The organism is Cupriavidus sp. 2KB_3 (genome assembly GCF_052115685.1).
In the GTDB taxonomy this organism is placed as follows: Bacteria; Pseudomonadota; Gammaproteobacteria; order Burkholderiales; family Burkholderiaceae; genus Cupriavidus; species Cupriavidus campinensis.
The window spans coordinates 58213-78441 of sequence record NZ_JBFRHD010000001.1 but is presented as its reverse complement, the minus strand read 5'-3'; the positions used below and the strand labels follow the sequence as shown (position 1 = coordinate 78441).

The window sequence follows — 20229 nt, the reverse complement described above, 5'->3', positions numbered from 1 at the left end:
GGGCTCAGAACTCGACGTCGAGTTCGCTGATCTCGTCGGGCTCCTCGCGCGCGGCGCTGATCCACTCCTGCATCTCGGGCATGGCAAGGATGGCCTTGCAGTAGGCCACCGGCTCCGGGTCGAGCATCACGCCATAGGTGACGAAGCGCGTGACCACGGGCGCGTACATCGCGTCCGCCATGGTGCGGCGCTCGCCGAACAGGTACGGACCACCGTAGCGGGTCAGGCACTCGGTCCAGATCGTGACGATGCGGTCGATGTCGGCCTGGGCGCGCGACCAGACCTTGAGCCCGGGGAAATGTCCCTTGAGATTCATCGGCAAGGCGGCGCGCATCGCCGCGAAGCCGGAATGCATCTCGCCGCAGATAGCCCGGCAGTGGGCGCGCGCGACCAGGTCGTCGGGCAGCAGTCCCGCCTTGGGACGAATCTCATTGAGGTATTCGGCGATCGCCAGTGTGTCCCACACCGTCACGCCCTGATGGCGCAGGCAGGGCACGAGGATCGACGGCGACAGCAGCAGGATTTCGGCACGCGCCGCCGGATCTTCGGGCGACACCAGCACTTCCTCGAACTCCAGGCCCGCGAACCGGGCCAGCAACCAGCCGCGCAGCGACCAGGACGAATAGGTCTTGCTGCTGATGGTCAGCGTGGTCTTCGCCATCATGCCTCCTCGGCCCCCCGGGCCAGTGCGCGATGCATCGTTTGCAGTATCGGTGGCGGATGCCGCATCGCCAAGCACCCGTGCGGTGCGCGGCGCGGCACCAGTCCGAGGCCACATCACGCCACTGGAAGTGGCGCATGGCCTGTGGAAGCGTCCCTTGCCGCACTCCCTCCGCCCTGCTTGTCATGCCACTCGCCACGCGCAAGCGGCGTGCCAAGTTCAATTATCGGTGGCATATATATTGCGGCGCACTACGATTACATCAGGCGAGGCGCCATGCCGCGGAGGAAATCGAGCAATGCTCTATCAGGCCTACCAGACCTACGCGGACATGATGCAGCCGGCCTGCTCCCTGGCCGATATCGCTGCCACGCTGATCGCCGGCTATCCGGGCGCCGACGAATGCGAACCATTGAGATCCGTCCGCGCCGCCTGCGAGGTGCTGGCGCTGGCCCGCCTGACCCATTACCGCCCGCCGTTCGCCATTCATAGCGTGCGCGTGAATGGCGACGAGGTACCGGTCGTCGAGGAAATCGTCACACGCACGCCGTTCTGCACCCTGCTGCGCTTCCGCCGCGAAGGCGCACCGGTGCAGCCGCGCGTGCTGCTGGTGGCGCCGATGTCCGGCCACTTCGCCACGCTGCTGCGCGGCACGGTGGAAACCATGCTCCGCGACCATGACGTCTACATTACGGACTGGCACAACCCGCGCGACGTCCCGGTGCTGTACGGACGGTTTGGCTTCGACGAATACGTGCAGCACCTGATCACCTTCCTACGCGCGCTGGGCGGCCACACCCACCTGATGGCGGTGTGCCAGCCCACCGTGGCGGCGCTGGCGGCGGTGGCGCTGATGGCCGAGGACGGCGACCCGGCGCAGCCGCCGAGCCTGACGCTGATGGCTGGCCCGATCGACGCGCGCGTGAATCCGACCAAGGTCAACGAGCTGGCCATGAGCCGGCCCATCGAGTGGTTCGAATCGACACTGATCGGCTACGTGCCGTGGCGCTTTCCGGGCGCCACGCGTCGCGTGTATCCGGGCTTCGTGCAGTTGATCGCGTTCATGAGCATGAACCGGGAGCGCCACGAGCAAGCCCTGCGCGACCTCTACGACCTGCGCGCACGCGGCGAGCACGACAAGGCCGATGCCATCCAAACCTTCTACGCCGAGTACTTCGCCACCATGGACCTCACGGCCGAGTTCTACCTTGAGACCGTGAGCCTCGTGTTCCAGCGATTTCTGCTCGCGCAGGGCCTGCTCGACGTAGCCGGCCGCCGCGTGGCCACGCAGGCCATCCGCCGCACGGCGCTGCTCACCGTGGAGGGCGAGCGCGACGACATCTGCGCCATCGGCCAGACCATGGCGGCGCAGGACCTGTGTACGAACGTGCGCCCCTACATGCGCATGCATCACATCCAGACCGGCGTGGGGCACTATGGCGTGTTCAACGGCAGGCACTGGGAGGCGCAGGTATATCCGCTGGTGCGCGAAACGATCTACACGGCCGAATAGCGAGAATTGCGGATGGCCGGTCGCGCGCCGCTCAGACCGGCACGTCGCGCCAGGATTCGGTACCGGACGACGCCCAAGGTGTGACAGCGGGCACGGGGCACGGCGCGGGCGCATCAATGGTCTTGAAATCGGCGGGGCCGACGATCTCCAGGTATTCCATGTCCGGCGAATAGTCGAACAGGTAGTGCGTGATGCCGGGCCGCTGGTGCACGCAGTCGCCGGCGGCGACCAGCGTCTCCTTGTCCTCGTACATGAAGCGCGCCCAGCCCTTGAGCATGAGCACGATGTGGAAATCCGCCACGTGCCGGTGCCAGCCGGTGCCCTGCTCCGGCGGCAGGTTGGCCTTCACCAGTTGCACGAGCACCTTGCCGTGCGTGGCATCGGCAATGCCGAGATCGCGGTAGAGGAAGAAATCTCTCAAACCCTGGTCGACAAAAGCCGTGTCGCGCGGGCGTACATGAGAAAAGTCTGTGGGGGATTGGGCCGGCGACAGCAGTGCGGTCGTCTGGCTCGGGGGGAGATGTGACATGGTGACCTCCTGATCAGCGAAGCATGGCGGCAAGGCCCGTCTTGCGCTGCAACATTCGCGCCGGGCGAGAATGGGGCGAATGTGGCGGGCAGGGATCCTCGCGCGCGGGTTCGGCGGTGGCCTGCACCGGCGCTGATCGGCGGCGCGCGCCGAAACGATGCGGCCCGCCCCAAAGGGGTACCGGCGAGGCGTACCAGCGGCAAGTTGCGATACCCTCGTGGTTTTCCGAATTTCTGCGGGGGACATACGCATGGCGCGGGTCGGCATGGAACGCTTTCAAGGGCAGGATCTGGTGCGCATCGGCACGGGCGACAACTACCTGCTGCTGGCGCCGGCGCATGGCGGCCGGCTGGTGCGATGGGTTCATCGCGGCCAGGACATCCTTTACTGGCCGGACGATGCCGACTGGTCGCGCGTGGCCAAGGTACGCGGCGGCAACCCGCTGCTGTTCCCGTTCATCGGCCGGCATTTCGTCGACGGCGAACCGGGGAAATGGCGCGATGCCGACGGCGTGGTACGCGAGCTTCCCCAGCACGGCTTTGCCCGCGACATGGCGTTCGCGGTATCGGATTTCTCCGAGTCTGCGGTGAGCATGACGCTGGCTTCGTGCGATGCGACACGGGTGGGCTATCCGTTCGACTTCGTCTTCACGGTTAGCTACCGGCTCGTGCCCGAAGGGCTGGAGGCAGAACTGGAGGTCAGGAACACAGGCTCGGCGCCGCTGCCGTGGTACGCCGGCCATCATTTCTACTTCGCGCTACCTCATGCGCAGCGCTCGGAAACCCGCCTGTCCCTGCCGCCAGCAGACCGCGTGCGACAAACCCCGGATGGCGGCCTGACCGGCGGCGAACCGGGCGAGCGCACATATCGACTGGATGACGCCCGGCTGCAGGACACCTTCCACGTCCTGCGCGGGCCGGGCACGCTACGCCTGCAGATGCCGGCGCGCGAGATCGACTTCGTCCTCAATGTCCCGGGGCGCGCGCCGTGGCACGCGATCACGACCTGGTCCGAGCGCGAAGATTCTGACTCTTACTGCGTGGAACCGTGGCTGGGCTTGCCCAATGCGATCGGACATGGAGAAGGGCTGCGGTGGCTGGCACCGGGCAAGGCGGAAGCAGCGGTCTGCCGGCTGGTGATCTGAGCCGCCGCGCGGCTATCGCAGCAGATGCTCGAAATCGAGCCCGCCGATCAGCACGGTGGCCTCGGCCTGCGTACGCGAGTTGAAGTCGATCCGCCGGGGCTCCTGCCAGGCATCGAGCTTGGCCGGCAATGCATCGAGATACGCGTCGAAGCGCACGTCGCCGCCCGAGGCAAACAGGCGATCCACTTCGAAGCTGTCCCATGACAGCGTGATGTCGATCGGATGGGCATACCGGCCACTGCCAGCCCGGTCGGTGGCCCACACTCGCAGGCAAGCAGGCTGGTCCGACGCGGACGCCGGCACGATATCCGCATGCAAGGTGCCTCGGTACAGGTGCTGCACACGCTCGACAATGCGCGGGAGCAGATCGGAATTGAAACGTTGGGCGGGAACTGGATGCACGGGCGGGGCGTCTCGTGTGGGGGATGGCGACCATTGTGCGCCAAGTGTAGGACGATTGAAGAGGCCATCACCCGGAGCCCCAACCAGGCCCCCACCCTAATATCCACTAAAAACGCCAAAAAAATATTACATAAACAATTCATAATTAATAAAATTAATCACCAAAGACACACAAAAATCAACAATGGTTGCACGATCCACTATTCAATTTTGGCGCCGCTCCGGCAATTCTGGCCATCGATTCAAATGCAACACCAGATGCTCGCACCCCACCGCATGAAGATACAATACAGCCCGCTCAATACTAGGAAATATTTCAGGTACGTTTCTTGTACCACCCAACCAATAGGCACCATTGATTTTTATATACCAACCATCTTCGTCAGCATATACCTCAACTAGAAATACCACATCCCATGCCATCATAGAAATAAATTGCGGCTCGTTTATCGTCTTCATATATAATTAACGCTATCCAAATATCAAATTATCTACCCAGGTAGACTGCGGTAATAGACTCACGATTGTGGCCCAGTTCAGCTGATATCGCGAGCCTCGCCTCCCTATCTCTTAACCGCTGCTGCGGAGTGAGCTGCGAGGCAACCGGCCCTCCTGCGGCAGGGGCATGCCATCCGGTAAGAGTTCTATATCGTTTCTGCGCGTATTCGTGTCGCAAGCCGTGCAATTTGCATATCCCAGCTTTTCGGGTCTCCCGAATGTATCGGCCTAAGTGCTTTACGTAAGTCAATTGCGGCGGAATCATTGAGCCAAGCCCGCAAAGAACAACAGCTTCAGCAAGAACTTCGCGCTGGTAATCGGATGAAATCGGCACATACCTTTCCCTACCTCCCTTGCACCACGACTCCTTTAAGCGAATTTCCGTGGATTCGTGAACTGATTTACCGTTTAAAGCGAAAATTGCTTGGAACTTGAGACACTCCTCTCGACGAAGACCGAACTCCCTTTGCAGTAAAACAGAACATCGAATGCGATCGTCCGAAATTTTTTGAATTTCATCGAAAGGCAAGACCAACGCCTTTGAAATATTTGTAACGAATTTTCGTCGCCCTATTCCCAACTGCGCGTTTCTTCTAGGGACGCAATTCTGCTTACCCACTTTCCCAGCCCACCATCTGATATAGGACATTCGATTTTTCATCGTGGCAACAGCAAGACCCTGCGCCTGCCAGTGAGTTACTAGGGCTGCCACATGCTTAGGTTTTAGTCCCGAAGCTGGAAGGGTCCTAAATCCGAGGTTCTTGAGATCGTGCGCGACCTGGGACAACACATCTTTGCGCGCCGCTTGCGTCGCAAAAGAGCCCTCTCGGTTGAGATCGATTATTCGCATCAACTCGACATAGATATCAATCTTCATCAGTTCCCCACAGTGTTCAGTTTCAGTATCGGTTAGTGTTTACTGCGACTGGCCCGACCAGTCCTAGCACCGAAGTCCTCAGACATCGGTACGGGTGAAGCGGAACTGCTAAGCAGCTTGCCGACCGGTGAACTCCCGGGGGAACATCATCGGGCCGACGCTACTGCTCGATAATCGTGCGCGAGGCCGCGCCTCTCGGCCCATCGGACCGCAACAGCGACAAACTACATATCGCTGAGACCTGCTTCGTTAAGAGCGCAGGTAGCTCTGGGGACAAGGTGTCCGCCTCTGCTCGGGGATCCGAGGTACATATCAACCGCTATGAGCAACTTTGGATGGGACGCCGGTTTGACGACGTTGGGGAACAACTAGTGGCAAGGTAATGACGCAACTGCACAGCGATTCGATAGACAAGAAATCGAAGCGAAGGCAGATCGGCACAGAAGGAAGGAAGGAAGGAAGGAAGGGCGGGAGGAAGGAGAATAGGCAACGCTCGCCGCGCTCGAAGTCGAGCTAAGAGAATCGCCAGCATTGCACTGGCAGGCGTGCCGTCAGCAGATCCGACCCGGACGCCTACATAAGGCGCGGAACCTCGGCGTGCTCAACCGTTGAGCACCGCGGGCAAGGATACGTTCTGCGAAGGGAGAAAACAGGGAAATGACAACCGACGCCCCATCCTTAATGGATGGCACGATTACAGGCCCTATCGCTACTGCGCATACAGCCCGGCAACTGAGCGGGCTGCTGGCACGGCGGAGGGCACAATATTAAGGCGGGCTAGCCGCATTTGCGGCACTTGGCCGCGAGTCGATGCGTCATTGACGCGAGTGTGAGGAGAATCATAACGCACTGCCCACAGCTTCGCAAGAGCCCGCCCGCCCTGCCTCATACACTACGCCTATCGAAGAATGGAGACTGACTTCACCCGAATGAACTCTCAGTACGATCATCTTCAGTACAGCAGCATCGACAGCAGCGGCCTTCGTAGCAGAGCCCAAACTCTCTGCGAGCCTGCCACTCGGCCTGCTGAGCACGAATACCATTATCAGCAACCCACACGAAGAAAGCGCACAAGGGAACGCCGACTAGAAGCACCGCAATACCGAGTCCCATGCCAATACTCCAGAAATGTGCAAACGCCGGATATATCGCTAGCGTAAGCCGCAGCCTATACGAAACGCGCTCCAATGTCACGATTAGTGTGTGTTGGGTTACCGATCACAATTGCACAGTTGCCAAATGAGTACTCACCTTCGCCTAAAGTTCGGACAACGGATCCGACAGCTTCGGCTCACATCTGGCCTGTCCCAAGAGGAATTTGCGGACCACGTTGGCTTTGCGCACACTTATATGAGCCGAATTCAGACCGGCGCAGCTAATCCTTCTCGCCCGTGCGCTGCCATCGCTCATATGAAAGCTTTCCATAATGCTTGCAAGACGCCCAATGCGACGAGCAGATTTTAGAAGACCAACTTCCAATTTTGGATCGAGCACTGATGTATTAAGAACGTCTAAAAGAGAGGATAGAAACGCATGCATCATCCTGTAAAGTTCCCTCAACGCACTCCCATTTCCAAAATCAGCTAGCCGTCCTTGGTGAGACTGGAATATCAGATAGGCTTGGAGCCCCTCCGTCAGTGTTAGGCATTTTTCGACGGATTCCTTTGATGCTTTATCCGACTTCAGTGACTCCGCGAGTTGCCCCAAGTCATTTGAGAAACCGGACACTCTTCGCTGCTGATCACCTGTATAAATAAGCAAAAGTAAAGCGCTTTGCCGCTCGGAAGCAATTTTCCCGATAAGGAGCGCAGTCAAGCAAAGCCCTCCCATAACCTCCACTCCAGCAATCAATCGCCCTCAACCGATTGGTGTGAAATCCCCATATCCTACCGTAGCAAATGTGATGATGCTGAAATATAAGCACTCAAGAAAACTGTCCCCCGCTTTTTATCAAGGCCATTTGGTCACCGGCGACCACCCAGAAATAGCCTGCGGACGTGACAAAAAAAAAATATCACACATATCGCGATCTTCTTATACGTTAGACCATCAATAAACCTCCCAAGCGGTGTACTCAGCTTGTTGTGCGGCCTTTTTTGCTGAGTTATATCGTCGATCGATGTACTCATGGCTGATCGGATCATCTCAATTATCATTTTCTACCGGGGAAAATGGTCCATTTCGGTACGGTCCATCGCAGAAGCCTGCCTTGCCCTGCGCCGCTGATTCGGCGCAGTGTCTCGCTTCTCACCCTTCGCAGCCATAGAGGGGGGTTGCGGGGCCGGAGAGACCTCGATCGACTCTGTAGGGATCGTTTGACCAGTTGGCCGTCCTGCGACAAGCTACCGGTAACCGACAACGGAACCCAGGCCGAGAAGGCAGCAAAACCCAAGGCCAACAATCCAGTAATGCCCGTGTATCTTCTTCTCCTGGGCAGCAACAATAGCCTTCGCGTTTAGCAGTTCATCCTTCAAAGCACGAGATCGTGCCCTCTCAGTTTCTAGATCTCGTTGGCCCGTCTCAGCACTGCTGGCAATGACTTCCATGCGCTGCGCCGAGTCGCTGTTCAGCCTCTCAAGCTCAACAGCCCGGGCAACGGTGGCCTGCAATCGACTCTGCGATTCAGCGCCGGCACGCTTGGCACTATCCCAACCCGTGCGAGCCTCTTGCAGTTCCTTCTGCAAACGAGATACCTCTTGCTCCAAGAACTCGGCGGAGCGGGCGTCGCTGATAACCTGCCCCATAAGAAACCCCTTTTGAAGCATGTTCCGGATCCGCTCCACATGTGCAAGTTCGCGTGGATCGGAAGTGTCCTCGTCGTTGTACGGGTACTCGAACGTTGCCAGCAATGGCACCTCAACGACTGGGACGCGGAGTCGCTGAAGTGCCCTCTGTTTGTCCACCGGCACGGCGTGCGTGTGCTTGACCTCGATGAATACTTCGCCCGACCATCGAAGCCCTATCGAACTCGTCGAAGTAAATTGCAAGAACACATCCGCGTAAAACGTCGCATCTTCCGTAGCGATGGCTTTTTCTGTCTCGCCATGCGTTATGGTGATGTCATGTTCGCCATGAGACCCCAACTTGAGTCTCGTGCCTGATAACCCAGCTATTGCCTCCTTCAACAACCGATGGGAAAGGGACTCTCCGCCGCCGCCCTCTGCATCCGAGGCGTTGATGTAGGCGAAGAACGTCGCCTCCGCCGTCTGAACTTGCTTTACAGGCTTCCTCTGCCCTGGCTTGTGGTTGCTCCAATAGGTTTTGCCTAACGGCTTGCCCCCATATTTTGCGCGCTCCTGACGTATCGCCCAGGCAGTAGTACGTTCTGGACCGAATTCATGGAGATACGCCCAAGTCTTACTGACTGTCATTCGTTTGATATCTAGGGAGAAGCCCCCACCGGAGCTCAACTGCTCCAGATGTCGACGTTAACACCGCAAAATTTAGTCCGGATGTATGGACGAGCCCGGCCAATGAAGACGAACCGCAGCAGAATCGCCCCCTCTGCCAACCCACAAAATGCCTTATACGACACTATTTTTGTTTGTGCTGTATCAGCTTTACAATACTAAATCTGGGCCCGTATTCGCCACATGATACTATCTATCGTGTACGTAGCGCCCTTCAGGCATCTCTGCGGGTTGCGCTGCACGTGACCAAGCGGCAAACTGGCGCAAACGCGAGTGATCGCGGGCGCGTCACCGGCGGAATCAGCGGCACCCAAGCCTCGCATGAGGCGCAGTGCTAGGCGTTCGCCGGCAGGGCTCTCATGCGCGTCGAGTCGGGGAAATCAACCTCGGCGCGAAACCTGGAAATGACCAATAGCGCCTACTATCAAGTTCTCTCCAGGGAATCTCTCGATGACACTTGGCAGAGACTCTACAGACGAACGAAACCCAGCTCACGCAATACTGCGGGGGTGGACGGCATCTCAATCAACGACTTCGAGCGAGATGCTAAGGCAAATCTTTCTCGGCTGAGCAAAGAGATCCGCCAAGGTTTTTTCAAGCTCTCGCCACTTTCCCCCTCCCTAATACCGAAACCGAACGGCAAGGATCGTCTGATTTGTGTTCCCACGGTTCGGGATCGCCTTGTCCAAAGGGCTCTCCTAAGTTTTCTCGCTACAAAGTACGGGAAAATAATCGCCAACAAGATTAGCTACGGATTCATTCAGCATCGGTCAGTAAAAATGGCCGCTGAGGCTGCGATCTCTCTGCGCTCGACATATCTGTGGGCGTTCAAAACTGACATCACGTCGTTCTTTGACCGTATTCCCAGGGATCGCCTGACACATGCAATACGCTCGCTCGTCAAAGAAATGTCGCTGCATCAGATACTTACAGAGATTATCGGTTGCGAGATTGCCCTACGTCTCGTGGTAACGAGAGGCGCATTCGGCGGCTCGGCATACGGGATGGCCTAGGCGTCCGGCAAGGTATGCCACCATCCCCTTTCTTTGCAAACGCAATATTAATCGGCTTTGATGCGAAAATCGTGAGCAACGGGTGGCAAATCACGTCGACATGCTGGAAGATGATGTCGTTGGGCCACTGTTTAAGACAGTGCTTCGGCGGCGTCCTGCGCGCTCACTCAAAGAACATGCAGTGAATGTGATTACGGGGCCTTGGTCTATTTCCGTATCCGGTGTCAACCAAATAATCAGTTTGTATGTGCTGGTTCTTTGGCTCGTTCTGCCGGTCAAGTCGCTGCACCCGTTTTCCCTCTCGACGCCTATCAATTGGGAACATGCCGTTCTCGTGTGCGGCACTTTCGTATCCTGCGTCGGTTTTGTAACGTTCGGCAGAACCTTCAAAGGTTCGCACGGCCACATCGCCACTCGACGGCCACATCGCCACTCGGAGAGACTCTTGCATCGAGCCGCCGAAATAGTCATGCGGGCATCCGACGGGAACAATACCTGTGCAAAAGGCGAGCGAATGCAGCGATCGGAGCGGCAGTGCATGCACTTTCGCAACAGCGCACACATCACATGCTTGCGCCCGCTGTGAAATCCCGCGTAGAATCGCGCCTCTTGCGGGCGTCGTATAATGGCCATTACCTTAGCTTCCCAAGCTAAAGACGTGGGTTCGATTCCCATCGCCCGCTCCACCTCTGATTGAACAAGCCGCCTCTGGCACCGGTCGATCCCCCGATCGGCACTCCGCCCGGCGGCTTTTTGTTGCCATGCTCCCCCAAGACGCCAGTACCGAACCGAAGCCGGCAGACGACGCCGAGGCCGCGTCAGACGCCCCTCGCCAGCCCGGCGAAGACGTTGCGCATCCGCGCCGCATCCGCTCGTTCGTGCGGCGCGCCGGGCGCACCTCCAGCGGGCAGCAGCGCGCCATCGACGACCTTGGCCCGCGCTTCATCGTGCCCTACGCGCCCACCCCGCTCGACTGGACGGCCACCTTCGGCCGCCCGGGCCCGGCCATCCTCGAGATCGGCTTTGGCATGGGGGAGACCACGGCACATATCGCCCAACTGCGTCCGCAGGACAACTTCCTGGGCTGCGAGGTGCACGAGCCCGGCGTTGGCGCCCTGCTGAAGCTGGCCGGTGAGCGTGGCATTGAGAATGTTCGCATCATGCAGCACGATGCGGTCGAGGTCATCGCGCACATGCTGACGGAGAATTGTCTCGATGGCGTGCATATCTTCTTCCCCGACCCCTGGCACAAGAAGAAGCACAACAAGCGCCGGCTGGTGCAGCCGCCGCTGGTCAAGCTGCTGACCAGCCGCCTGAAGCCCGGTGGTTATCTCCACTGCGCCACGGACTGGGAGGAATATGCTTACCAGATGGTCGAAGTGCTGTCGGGCGAACCGGCGCTGGAAAATACCTCGCAGGCGGAGGGCGGTTTTGCCGAGCGGCCGGATTACCGGCCCGTGACAAAATTCGAGAAACGCGGTGTCCGGCTTGGCCACGGCGTCTGGGACGTAGTGTTCCGCAAGCGTTGATCGCCGAGGTACCGGCAGAAACAAAAAAGGCGTGGCCGATAACAGCCACGCCTTTTTTTTATCGCCTCACTCGGCGCGCTACCCTTAAGCGTGCCAGGACACCAACCCGGTCCACGCCGTGGCCAGCACGATGATCCCGAAGGCAATCCGGTACCACGCAAACGGCTTGAAATCGTGCGTGGCGACGAAGCGCAATAGCCAGCGCACGCACAGGAACGCCGACAGGAACGCGAAGACAAAACCGATGCCGAAAATCCCCAGGTCGTCGGCGGAGAGCAGCGCGCGTGCCTTGTACAGTTCGTAGACGGTCGCGCCGAAAATCACCGGAATGGCCAGGAAGAACGAGAATTCGGTCGCCACCTGGCGCGACAGGCCAAACAGCATGCCGCCGATAATCGTGGCGCCGGAGCGGGACGTGCCGGGCACCAGCGCGCAGCATTGCGCCAGGCCAACCTTCAGCGCGTCGCGCCAGTTCAGGTCATCCACCGATTCGATGCGCGGCGCCCCGGCCTTGGCCGCCTCCAGCAAGGCATTGCCCTGCGGATGCGAAACCGTGCCCCGGCGCGCATCGCGCCATTCGGCCAGCAGAATCACCACGCCGCCGACGATAAACGCCATGGCCACACTCATTGGATTGAACAGATGAGCCTTGATCCACTTGCCGAAAATCAGCGCCAGCACGATGGCCGGCACGCTGGCCACGATGACATTAATGGCGAACCGCTGGGCTTTCGGATCGGACCCGAGACCACTGACCACCGCACCAATCCTGCGCCGGAACTCCCAGCACACCGCCAGAATCGCACCGAACTGAATCACGATCTCGAAGATCTTGCCCTTCTCGTCGTTGAAATCGAGTAACTGGCCGGCAAGGATCAGGTGGCCGGTACTGGAGATGGGCAGAAACTCGGTCAGTCCTTCGACGATGCCGAGGATCACGGCTTTCAGGGCGAGTGCGATATCCATGCGGATTCAGGAGAGGGTCAGGCGCGGTCCGGTCCGCGCGGTAATACGCGAACCCTCGGCATTATTATTGGAAAACCGTGTTTACGGACGATTGATCTTGACGTTGATACCGTCCGGCAGGACCGTGATTGTACCGGGCTCCGCCGGCGCGCCAGCCAGCCGCAACTGCTCCGGCTTGAAGGTATACAGCGGATAACCCTGCAACAACTGCTCGGACAGGATACCGCCCAGCGCATTGAGTTGACGCGAGAACTGTGCCGGCATGCCCTGCACGTCGAACTGGCGCACCTCGGGGTCTTGCAGCACCAGCGAGTGCGAGGGCGGGTCGTAGCGCAGCGCGCTGTCCAGCGCGAAACGGCCAGTCAGCGGCTGGCGGAAGAACAGCCGGTTGTCGATGGTGGCGTCGAACTGCACGGTCACGCGGTTGCGCGTAGGGTCGAGCGCCAACTGCGGGTTGGCGAGCTGGATATCGAACAACTCCATATAGCGCTTGTTGAACGGGAACTTGCGTTCGAGCGCCGACTGGAGCTGACTTTGCGAGAACGTATATTCGTTCATGAACCCACCGCAAGCCGCCAGCCATGCGGTGGCGGCGGCTGCCGTGGCGATGCCTGCGGCCGCCAGCCAGCGCCGGCGTGTCATCGCGATCATCGTAGAACCTCCAAAAGACGGGCTGCGGCCTAATGCCAATCAGGCCGCAGCGGTGGATGGCGCGGTCAGCGCCTCGAGCCGGGTCAGCCAGTGCAGCGCCGCCTCGCGGGAATTGCCACACATCTCAGCCGAAGGACGCAGCCCACCGCAGAACGCGGGCCGCTCGGGCTGGCCGAACACCGCGCAGCGCATGTCGGGTAGCAACTGGGCGCAGGGCTGCCCCGCCGGCTTGCCGTGCGGCATGCCCGGCAAAGTCGAGGTAATGGACGGCGCGATGCAGCAGGCGCCGCAACCATCGCGGCAGGAAAGGTCAGACTGGCAGGCCATGCTCAAGGTTCAGGCGCAAATGTCGTCATGCAAGACATCGGAAAAGGCACGCGAAAGGCGTCATTTTGCCTGAGAGGCCCCGTCGAACCTGCAACAAAGCGCAACCTGCGCCGGATGCGTCACAATGCGGAATGGCGCTGGCTTGACCGCTCAAGACCGCTCCTCTACATTACTGACCCACAAGTTATTTAATTTCGATGCGGCGCCACGCGGACGCGCGCCGGCCGCCTCGCGTTCCCTGCCCTGTGACCGAACTCTCGCCCAAGAAAGATCCCGACGCGCGCCGGTGGCACCGGCGCAAGGCCGCTCGCCCGCAGGAACTGGTGGCGGCCGCGCTGGAATTGTTCGTGGAGCGCGGCTACGCTGCGACCCGGCTCGAGGACGTTGCCGCCGCCGCAGGTGTCTCGAAAGGCACTGTCTACCTGTATTTCGCGAACAAGGAAGAGCTGTTCAAGACCGTCGTGCGCGAGAACATGGTGCCGGCGCTGGCCCGGGGGATCGATCTGGTCGAGACCTACGAGGGTTCCACGCCCGAACTGCTGCGCGAACTGCTGCTGGGCTGGTGGGGCCTGATCGGCGCCACGCGCGCCGCCGGGCTGACCAAGCTGATCATGGCTGAATCGGGCAATTTTCCGGACATCGCCCAGTTCTACCAGGACGAGGTGATGGGCCCCGGCGACGAGCTGTTCGCCCGCGTGCTGGCCCGAGGCGTGGCGCGCGGCGAGTTCCGCGAGACACCGGCAAACCCCACTACGACGCTGATCTGCGCCCCGCTGGTCTTCCTGATGCTGTGGCAGCGCGCGTTCAGCCAGGTGGCGGTGCAGGAGATCGATCCGGTGGCGTTCGTGGACCAGTTGATCCAGATGCTGCTGTTCGGCCTGACCACGGGCCCGGCCCGGGACACGCCGCTGCCGGCGAAGTCCGGCCCCTGGGTCTGGGAGCAGATCCGGGACGAAATGCTGGCCGCCCAGGCGGCCGAGCCGGCCGGCGGCGAGGACGGCTGAGCGCCGGCGCTGTGCCAACGCGCAACAACTGGCCCCGTGCAAGTCGTTGCCAATAATCTGTAAACATCCTGCGGCAGTCCGCAGGGGTAAAATGGCGGGCTCTCCGCAAGCACTGGAATTGGAAGGAAAAGGCAAGATGGATCTCGAAAAAGCCCGCTTCAACATGATCGAACAGCAAATTCGTCCGTGGGACGTGCTGGACCAGGAAATCCTGGACCTGCTGGCCGTGGTCAAGCGCGAGCAGTTCGTGCCGCGGGCATACGCCGCGCTGGCTTTCGTCGACATGGAGATCCCACTGCCGTCCGGCCAGAACATGCTGGCACCGCGCGTGGAAGCCCGCCTGCTACAGGACCTGAACGTGCGCAAGCATGAGAATGTTCTGGAAATCGGCGCCGGCTCCGGCTACATGGCTGCCCTGCTGGCCAACCGCGCCCGCCATGTACTGACCGTGGAAATCGTGCCCGAACTGGCCGAACTGGCCCGCCAGAACCTGGCCGCCGCCGGCGTAAGCAACGCCGAAGTGGCCGAAGGCAATGGCGCCGAAGGCTGGGCTGCCGCCGCACCGTACGATGTGATCTGCGTGTCGGGCTCGGTGCCGGAGATTCCGCAGGCACTGCTGTCGCAGGTCAAGGTGGGCGGCCGCATCGCGGTCATCGTCGGCACCGCGCCGGTGATGGAAGCGCGCATCATCACTCGCACTTCTGAAGCCAGCTACCAGTCGGTGAACCTGTTCGAGACGCTGGTCACGCCGCTGCAAGGCGCCGCCCAGCCGTCGCGCTTCCAGTTCTGAACCCGCCCGGAGCCGCCATGCAGGTCATTACCGCCCCCGAACTCGCGCAATGGCTGGCTGACGCCGGCCGTGCCAAGCCGGTGCTGCTCGATGTGCGCGAGGATCTCGAGATCCGCACCGCCGCGATGCCCGGCATCACCCACATCCCGATGGGCCAGATACCGGCCCGCCTCGGCGAACTCGACGACGAAGCGCAAATCGTCTGCATCTGCCACCACGGTGCACGCAGCATGCAGGTGGCCAGCTTCCTCGAGCGCCAGGGCTACGCCAACGTCTACAACCTGACCGGCGGCATCCACGCGTGGTCCACGCAGGTGGACCCGTCCGTTCCGCAGTATTGAGGGAGGCGGCCCGGGCGATGTCCGGGCCCCGCCATCACGCCGCACTCCGAAGTCGCCCGCCTCCGCAATATCACCCGAAGTACAACAAGAACGATGGCCGCGCGCGCGCTGGCCGAGCTGGAGATGTCATGAGTTTCGCGCTTCTCGCCGTGCCCGGTGCAGCCAGGAAACCCCTGGCGCTCGCCGTGTCCCTGCTGGCCCTGCTCCATGTTCCGGCCGCTGCAGGGGCGGACCTGCTCCAGGTCTACCGCGATGCGCAAGCCAATGACGCCCAGTTCGCGAGCGCCCGCTCACAACTGCTGGCCACGCGCGAGCGCCTGCCCCAGGCACGCGCCGGCCTGCTCCCGCAGGTGCTCGGCACGGCGGGCGTGCAGCGCACCATGGCGGACTACAGCTCCCCCGTCGATGTCACGCGCTACTTCAACGCCAACACGTGGGCGCTGCAACTGACGCAGCCGCTATTCCGCTGGGATCGCTGGGAAACGTACAAGCAGGGCGAACTGGCCACGCTGGCCGGCGAAGTGACGTTTCAGCAGGCGCAGCTCGACCTGATCACGCGAGCCTCCCAGGCCTATTTCGACGTGCTGGCCGCGCAGGACAACCTGTACCTGGCCGGCGCCCAGAAGAAGGCCATCGGCGAGCAGCTCGAGCAGGCCAAGCGCAATTTCGAGGTGGGCACGGCCACCATTACCGATGCCAACGACGCCCAGGCCCGGTACGACCTGGCCACGGCCACCGAGATTTCGGCTCGAAGCGCGCTCGAAGTGGCGCGCGCGTCATTGCAGCAGATCACCGGCAAGCCGGTTGACGAACTGATGGGGCTGCGCCCCGAGGCCGCCATTCCGGGCCCAATGCCCGCCGACGTGAACGCCTGGGCCGCGCAGGCCGAGCAGACCAACCTCCAGGTGGGCGTGGCCGGCTACAACCTCGAGACCGCACAGCGGGAATCGAACAAGGCCCGGGCCGGCCACCTGCCGTCCGTCGACCTCGTCGCGTCGTACGGCTATACCAATGCGCAAGGCACGGCCACCCAGCTCAGCAATGTCGGCAGCCGCTACAACTCGGGCGTGGTCGGCGTGCAGTTGAGCATTCCGATCTACGCCGGCGGACAGATCCAGTCGCGCGTGCGCGAGACGATGGCGCTGGCCGACAAGGCCGCCAGCGACCTCGAATTTGCGCGCCGCACGGCCGCGCAGACCGCACGGCAGACGTACTCGGGGGTGTCCAACGGGCTGGCGCAGGTCAAGGCGCTCGAGGCCGCCGAACGCTCGGCGCAAAGTGCGGTGGAATCGAACCAGCTGGGCTACGAGGTGGGTGTGCGCATCAATATCGATGTGCTGAATGCCGAGGCGCAGCTGTTCTCGACCCGCCGCGACCTGGCCAAGGCCCGCTATGACACGATCATGAACGGGCTGCGCCTGAAGGCGTCGACGGCGGTGCTGAGCGAGGAAGACGTCGTGCAGATCAATACGCTGCTGACGTCGGTGCCGGGGGCGATGTACAAGCTGCCGGAGAAGGCACGAATGGGGGCGATTCCGTCCCAGCGTCAACCGGCCAGCGGCCGCGCACGCCAGCAGGGCGTCCAGCCTGTCGTGCTACCGCGCTCCTGAGACGGTAGCCGACGGATTTGCAGCACACGAAGACAAACAAACGATTAGCAAGGTCCCGCATCAAATCCCATGACGAAGACGTCCCGCCCCAAACCCGAGAATCCGAGCCGGATCTGGCTCGATCGTGAAACGGCCGCCTTTGGTCAATCGCTGCCCGCTGGCATGCGGGTGCTGGACGCCGGCTCGGGCGACCAGCGCTACCGGTCGAACTTTGCACATTGCCTATACGAGTCGGCCGACTTTGAGAAAGTGGACAAGATATACGGCGATAGCACCTATACGTGCGATCTTGCCGCCATCCCGGTGGAGGACGGGAGATTCGATGCAGTAGTGTTCAGCCAGGTGATGGAGCATCTGCCTGAACCAGGGCAAGTGCTTGCTGAACTATTCCGCGTGATGAAGCCAGGCGCCAGGCTCTTCTACAGTGGTCCGCTCTGGTACGAGGAGCACGAAGTACCTTACGACTACTATCGCTACACGCAGTATGGACTACGCCACCTTTTTACGAAGCATGGCTTCGACATGACGGAATTGCGCTGGATGGACGGCTACATGGCAACCGTGACTCATCAATTGCGGCGCATGCTGGCGTACTTGCCGAAAACTGCCGAGGAGCTTGGCAACACCCCAAACGCCATCGCGCTGATGCACGAACTCGAGAAATTCAGGCCGGTGGCATGGGAGGTCGTCCACTTGGCATCACAGAGCGATATCGAGGCGCGCTACACCGACCGCGGGTTCCCGGTGAACTACATGGCCATTGTGACGAAGCCAGCCACCGCCTAAACGCGCGCAGGCAGGGCGGCGCCGGCTGTCAGCGACGGCGAGTGCGAACGCTGCGCTGCCTCACGGGTGGCCAGCCCCAGCAGCAGCCCGATCACACCCGCATAGAACACCACATTGGCCTGGTGTGCCAGGGTGACCTGGGTCAGCCCCGACAGCAGCGATGCCAGCACGACGGCTAGGCCAGCGGCGCCCAGGCTTTCGCCGCGCGCATTGCCCATTGCGTGGCAGGTGCGCAACGCTCGCCAGAACAGCACTGCGGGCACCAGGAACAATCCAAGCATCGTCAGCAAACCCGGCAGACCCGTCGTAGCTGCTGCCTCGACGATATCGTTGTGGGCATGTTCCAATACACACACCACCGACTCCGTGCGCTGCTCGCAGTACGGCGCGGCCTGCAGCACCCGGGCAAACTGGCCCACGCCTACACCAATCCACGGATGATTGGCAAAATATTGCAGGCCAATTTCCCACATCTGCAGCCGTGCGCCCACCGACGATTCCGCATCGCCCTGCTCGAACTGCTGCACCTCGTGCACCGCCTGGTCCACGCGTTCGGTCACAGGGCTGCCCGGCACCACGTACAAGGCCACCACCAGCGCGACGATGCCGGCGCCAGCCGCCAGGAACATGCGCAGACTGAAGCCGCTGTAACGAACCAGCAGTAGCGGGAACAGCGTCAGCAGCATGGCCATCATGCCGCCCCGCGTACCGTTCATGATCAGGATTGGCGCGGCGCAAAGCACGTTGAGCCACGCATGTGCGTGCGCGCGAAAGCCGTCGCCGGGCCGGGCAAAGCCCACCAATGCCAGCGCCGCCACCATGTTGGCGAATGCGATGGGCTGCACCCACGCCGCCGGGCGGCCGTCGTGCAGGACGAGGAACTGGTAGCTCACGATCCCCAACGCACCCACCAGCCCGACGGTAATGCCATCCCACAGCCGGTCGGGGTTCGCGGCGGTACGCACGATCATCCAGCACGTGAGCACGGCCAGCAGCGCGCGCAAGGGGTTGTCGATCACATTCCACGGGGTGTGATGATAGAACTTCGAGGCCACGTAGACCGCCAGGAATGCCAGCACCGAGAGCGTCAGTGGCACCAGCACGCGCGCATGGTGGCGCCATTCCCGCCCCAGCCCGCGCCATCCCAGGAGCAGCAAAATGCCAACGCCCGCCAGGAAGACCCCCGCCCCGCGCGGCACGCACAGAATCAGGATCGGAAAAGCAAAGACGAGGGCATCGGCCATCGAAGTCAGCCGGGAAGTGCGAAATGTCATGGACCGGAGAAATCAGAACGCCACTCGGATCTTCGTGGCGCGTGTCAGATCAAGCCGCCATTCTAATCGATCGCCCTTTCATTTCCCCCGCTGGCGCTCCACCACTTCAAGCAGCTGCCAGCGGATGGGCGGGGCATCGGCCGGCGGGTTCGGCACCTGGTATTCCTTCACCCGCAGCTTGTAGGTGACGCCCGGTTCGAAGTCGAGCCCCTCGATCGGGCCGTACCAGAGCTGCCACGGCGCATCGGCCGATTCGCGCCAGCGGTAGCAACGCAGCTTTCCAACGCCTGTGCATTCCACTCGTTGCGAATCAATGTAGAGGATCCTTTCGCGGCCGCCGATGCTGCCGGTAGCCGGATCGACCTTGTCGCCGCGCCGGCCCACGCCCTCCCGCTCCACGAACTGGAGCAGGTCGCCGGCGGCAGTTTTCCAGATGATCTGGCGGCCGGTGCTGCCGGAAGACGGTTGCGTCCCCACTGTCGTCAGCGGCGATGTCATCGCCTTGAGCAGCGCCTGCTCCACCTCCATCCGCATGCCCGGGCAGGCCATGCGCGTGCCGGCCATGCGGTCGAAGCGGATGCCGGTGTCGGTCTTGCCGTACCCGCCGGTGAAGCGATTGCAGCCGCCGGTGCCGCTGACCGTGCCCTGCGGGGAGTCGATGCCGTCGCTGAAGTTGAAGACGATGGGTTCGCCATTGTCGCCGCGCGGAATGTCGCGCAGCGTGCCCTCGGCGCGCTGCCAGCGCACCAGCTCCCAGCGGCTGGGGCCTCCAGAGCGGGTCTCGCTCAGGGCCGGGCTGGCGGACGAATTGTCGGGCATCGCGCCAGTGGTGCAGGCGGTGATGAAGGCGGCGGCCAGGCTGGCCGTCGCAATGGCGGCGCGGGCAAATGGACGATTTGGCATG

General features: G+C 61.5%; 22 protein-coding genes, 1 tRNA gene and 1 pseudogene. 12 read left to right on the top strand and 12 right to left on the bottom strand.

Annotation, left to right across the window (positions count from 1 at the left end; genetic code table 11):
• Positions 1–4: 4 nt before the first annotated feature.
• On the bottom strand, positions 5–661 hold the full coding sequence (locus tag AB4120_RS00375; RefSeq protein ID WP_144198129.1) for a glutathione S-transferase family protein: 657 nt from the start codon (positions 659–661) through the stop codon (positions 5–7).
• A 298-nt stretch (positions 662–959) separates the two neighbouring features.
• Between AB4120_RS00375 and AB4120_RS00370 the strand changes: the two genes are divergently transcribed.
• Positions 960–2174 carry a polyhydroxyalkanoate depolymerase gene (locus AB4120_RS00370; protein ID WP_441641714.1) on the top strand — a complete coding sequence of 405 codons (1215 nt, stop codon included), beginning with the start codon at positions 960–962 and terminating at the stop codon, positions 2172–2174.
• 31 nt (positions 2175–2205) lie between these two features.
• On the opposite strand, the gene AB4120_RS00365 is transcribed toward AB4120_RS00370, so the two are convergent.
• Complete coding sequence (locus AB4120_RS00365) at positions 2206–2703, bottom strand: cupin domain-containing protein (protein WP_441641713.1); 498 nt, start codon at positions 2701–2703, stop codon at positions 2206–2208.
• 250 nt (positions 2704–2953) lie between these two features.
• On the opposite strand from AB4120_RS00365, the gene AB4120_RS00360 reads away from it, so the two are divergent.
• Positions 2954–3847, top strand: a complete 894-nt coding sequence (locus tag AB4120_RS00360; RefSeq protein WP_441641712.1) for an aldose epimerase family protein — start codon at positions 2954–2956, stop codon at positions 3845–3847.
• A 12-nt stretch (positions 3848–3859) separates the two neighbouring features.
• Here the strand turns inward: AB4120_RS00360 and AB4120_RS00355 are convergent, their stop codons facing one another.
• The 3 genes from AB4120_RS00355 to AB4120_RS00345 form a co-directional block, all read right to left on the bottom strand.
• Complete coding sequence (locus AB4120_RS00355) at positions 3860–4249, bottom strand: DUF5594 family protein (RefSeq protein ID WP_441641711.1); 390 nt, start codon at positions 4247–4249, stop codon at positions 3860–3862.
• 204 nt (positions 4250–4453) lie between these two features.
• Positions 4454–4708, bottom strand: a complete 255-nt coding sequence (locus AB4120_RS00350) for a hypothetical protein (RefSeq protein WP_149135408.1) — start codon at positions 4706–4708, stop codon at positions 4454–4456.
• 28 nt (positions 4709–4736) lie between these two features.
• On the bottom strand, positions 4737–5624 hold the full coding sequence (locus AB4120_RS00345; protein WP_441641710.1) for a phage integrase N-terminal domain-containing protein: 888 nt from the start codon (positions 5622–5624) through the stop codon (positions 4737–4739).
• A 1239-nt stretch (positions 5625–6863) separates the two neighbouring features.
• On the opposite strand from AB4120_RS00345, the gene AB4120_RS00340 reads away from it, so the two are divergent.
• Positions 6864–7088: a helix-turn-helix domain-containing protein gene (locus AB4120_RS00340; RefSeq protein ID WP_441641709.1), complete on the top strand. Its 225-nt coding sequence runs from the start codon at positions 6864–6866 to the stop codon at positions 7086–7088.
• 393 nt (positions 7089–7481) lie between these two features.
• On the opposite strand, the pseudogene AB4120_RS00335 reads toward AB4120_RS00340, so the two are convergent.
• Together AB4120_RS00335 and AB4120_RS00330 are read right to left on the bottom strand one after the other, a co-directional pair.
• Positions 7482–7553, bottom strand: a pseudogene (locus tag AB4120_RS00335) (ion channel); the annotation flags it as partial.
• A gap of 413 nt (positions 7554–7966) precedes the next feature.
• On the bottom strand, positions 7967–8995 hold the full coding sequence (locus tag AB4120_RS00330; RefSeq protein WP_441641708.1) for a hypothetical protein: 1029 nt from the start codon (positions 8993–8995) through the stop codon (positions 7967–7969).
• A gap of 443 nt (positions 8996–9438) precedes the next feature.
• Between AB4120_RS00330 and AB4120_RS00325 the strand changes: the two genes are divergently transcribed.
• The 3 genes from AB4120_RS00325 to trmB all read left to right on the top strand — a co-directional run bounded on the left by AB4120_RS00325 (position 9439) and on the right by trmB (position 11576).
• Entirely contained in the window at positions 9439–10047 is a 609-nt protein-coding gene (locus AB4120_RS00325) for a reverse transcriptase domain-containing protein (RefSeq protein WP_441641707.1), read from the top strand.
• Positions 10048–10658: 611 nt separating this feature from the next.
• A tRNA-Gly gene (locus AB4120_RS00320) sits at positions 10659–10733 on the top strand.
• A 75-nt stretch (positions 10734–10808) separates the two neighbouring features.
• Positions 10809–11576 carry a tRNA (guanosine(46)-N7)-methyltransferase TrmB gene (gene trmB / locus AB4120_RS00315; protein WP_441641706.1) on the top strand — a complete coding sequence of 256 codons (768 nt, stop codon included), beginning with the start codon at positions 10809–10811 and terminating at the stop codon, positions 11574–11576.
• A gap of 84 nt (positions 11577–11660) precedes the next feature.
• Here trmB and AB4120_RS00310 read toward each other — a convergent pair whose 3' ends face one another.
• The 3 genes from AB4120_RS00310 to AB4120_RS00300 all read right to left on the bottom strand — a co-directional run bounded on the left by AB4120_RS00310 (position 11661) and on the right by AB4120_RS00300 (position 13469).
• Entirely contained in the window at positions 11661–12542 is an 882-nt protein-coding gene (locus tag AB4120_RS00310) for an undecaprenyl-diphosphate phosphatase (protein ID WP_441641705.1), read from the bottom strand.
• A gap of 81 nt (positions 12543–12623) precedes the next feature.
• Complete coding sequence (locus AB4120_RS00305) at positions 12624–13193, bottom strand: DUF1439 domain-containing protein (protein WP_441641704.1); 570 nt, start codon at positions 13191–13193, stop codon at positions 12624–12626.
• Between the two features lie 39 nt (positions 13194–13232).
• Positions 13233–13469: a YkgJ family cysteine cluster protein gene (locus AB4120_RS00300; protein ID WP_441641792.1), complete on the bottom strand. Its 237-nt coding sequence runs from the start codon at positions 13467–13469 to the stop codon at positions 13233–13235.
• On the opposite strand from AB4120_RS00300, the gene AB4120_RS00295 reads away from it, so the two are divergent.
• The 6 genes from AB4120_RS00295 (at position 13435) to AB4120_RS00270 (ending at position 18051) form a co-directional block, all read left to right on the top strand.
• The gene (locus AB4120_RS00295) at positions 13435–13593 is read left to right on the top strand and encodes a hypothetical protein (RefSeq protein ID WP_441641795.1); all 159 of its coding nucleotides are present in this window, start codon (positions 13435–13437) and stop codon (positions 13591–13593) included. The two genes, AB4120_RS00300 and AB4120_RS00295, sit on opposite strands and share 35 nt — an antisense overlap.
• Positions 13594–13765: 172 nt before the next feature.
• Positions 13766–14524: a TetR/AcrR family transcriptional regulator gene (locus AB4120_RS00290; RefSeq protein ID WP_441641703.1), complete on the top strand. Its 759-nt coding sequence runs from the start codon at positions 13766–13768 to the stop codon at positions 14522–14524.
• A gap of 136 nt (positions 14525–14660) precedes the next feature.
• Positions 14661–15314 carry a protein-L-isoaspartate O-methyltransferase family protein gene (locus tag AB4120_RS00285; protein WP_441641702.1) on the top strand — a complete coding sequence of 218 codons (654 nt, stop codon included), beginning with the start codon at positions 14661–14663 and terminating at the stop codon, positions 15312–15314.
• A gap of 17 nt (positions 15315–15331) precedes the next feature.
• Positions 15332–15655 (top strand): rhodanese-like domain-containing protein, encoded by a 324-nt coding sequence (locus AB4120_RS00280; RefSeq protein WP_092290575.1) that lies wholly within the window; start codon positions 15332–15334, stop codon positions 15653–15655.
• Between the two features lie 128 nt (positions 15656–15783).
• Positions 15784–17265, top strand: coding sequence for a TolC family outer membrane protein (locus AB4120_RS00275; RefSeq protein WP_441641701.1), 1482 nt, complete (start codon positions 15784–15786; stop codon positions 17263–17265).
• A 69-nt stretch (positions 17266–17334) separates the two neighbouring features.
• Positions 17335–18051: a class I SAM-dependent methyltransferase gene (locus tag AB4120_RS00270; RefSeq protein WP_441641700.1), complete on the top strand. Its 717-nt coding sequence runs from the start codon at positions 17335–17337 to the stop codon at positions 18049–18051.
• Here the strand turns inward: AB4120_RS00270 and AB4120_RS00265 are convergent.
• Positions 18048–19325, bottom strand: a complete 1278-nt coding sequence (locus AB4120_RS00265) for an O-antigen ligase family protein (protein WP_441641699.1) — start codon at positions 19323–19325, stop codon at positions 18048–18050. The two genes, AB4120_RS00270 and AB4120_RS00265, sit on opposite strands and share 4 nt — an antisense overlap.
• Before the next feature lie 78 nt (positions 19326–19403).
• Positions 19404–20228 carry an META and DUF4377 domain-containing protein gene (locus tag AB4120_RS00260; RefSeq protein ID WP_441641698.1) on the bottom strand — a complete coding sequence of 275 codons (825 nt, stop codon included), beginning with the start codon at positions 20226–20228 and terminating at the stop codon, positions 19404–19406.
• Between the last annotated feature and the right edge of the window lies 1 nt (position 20229).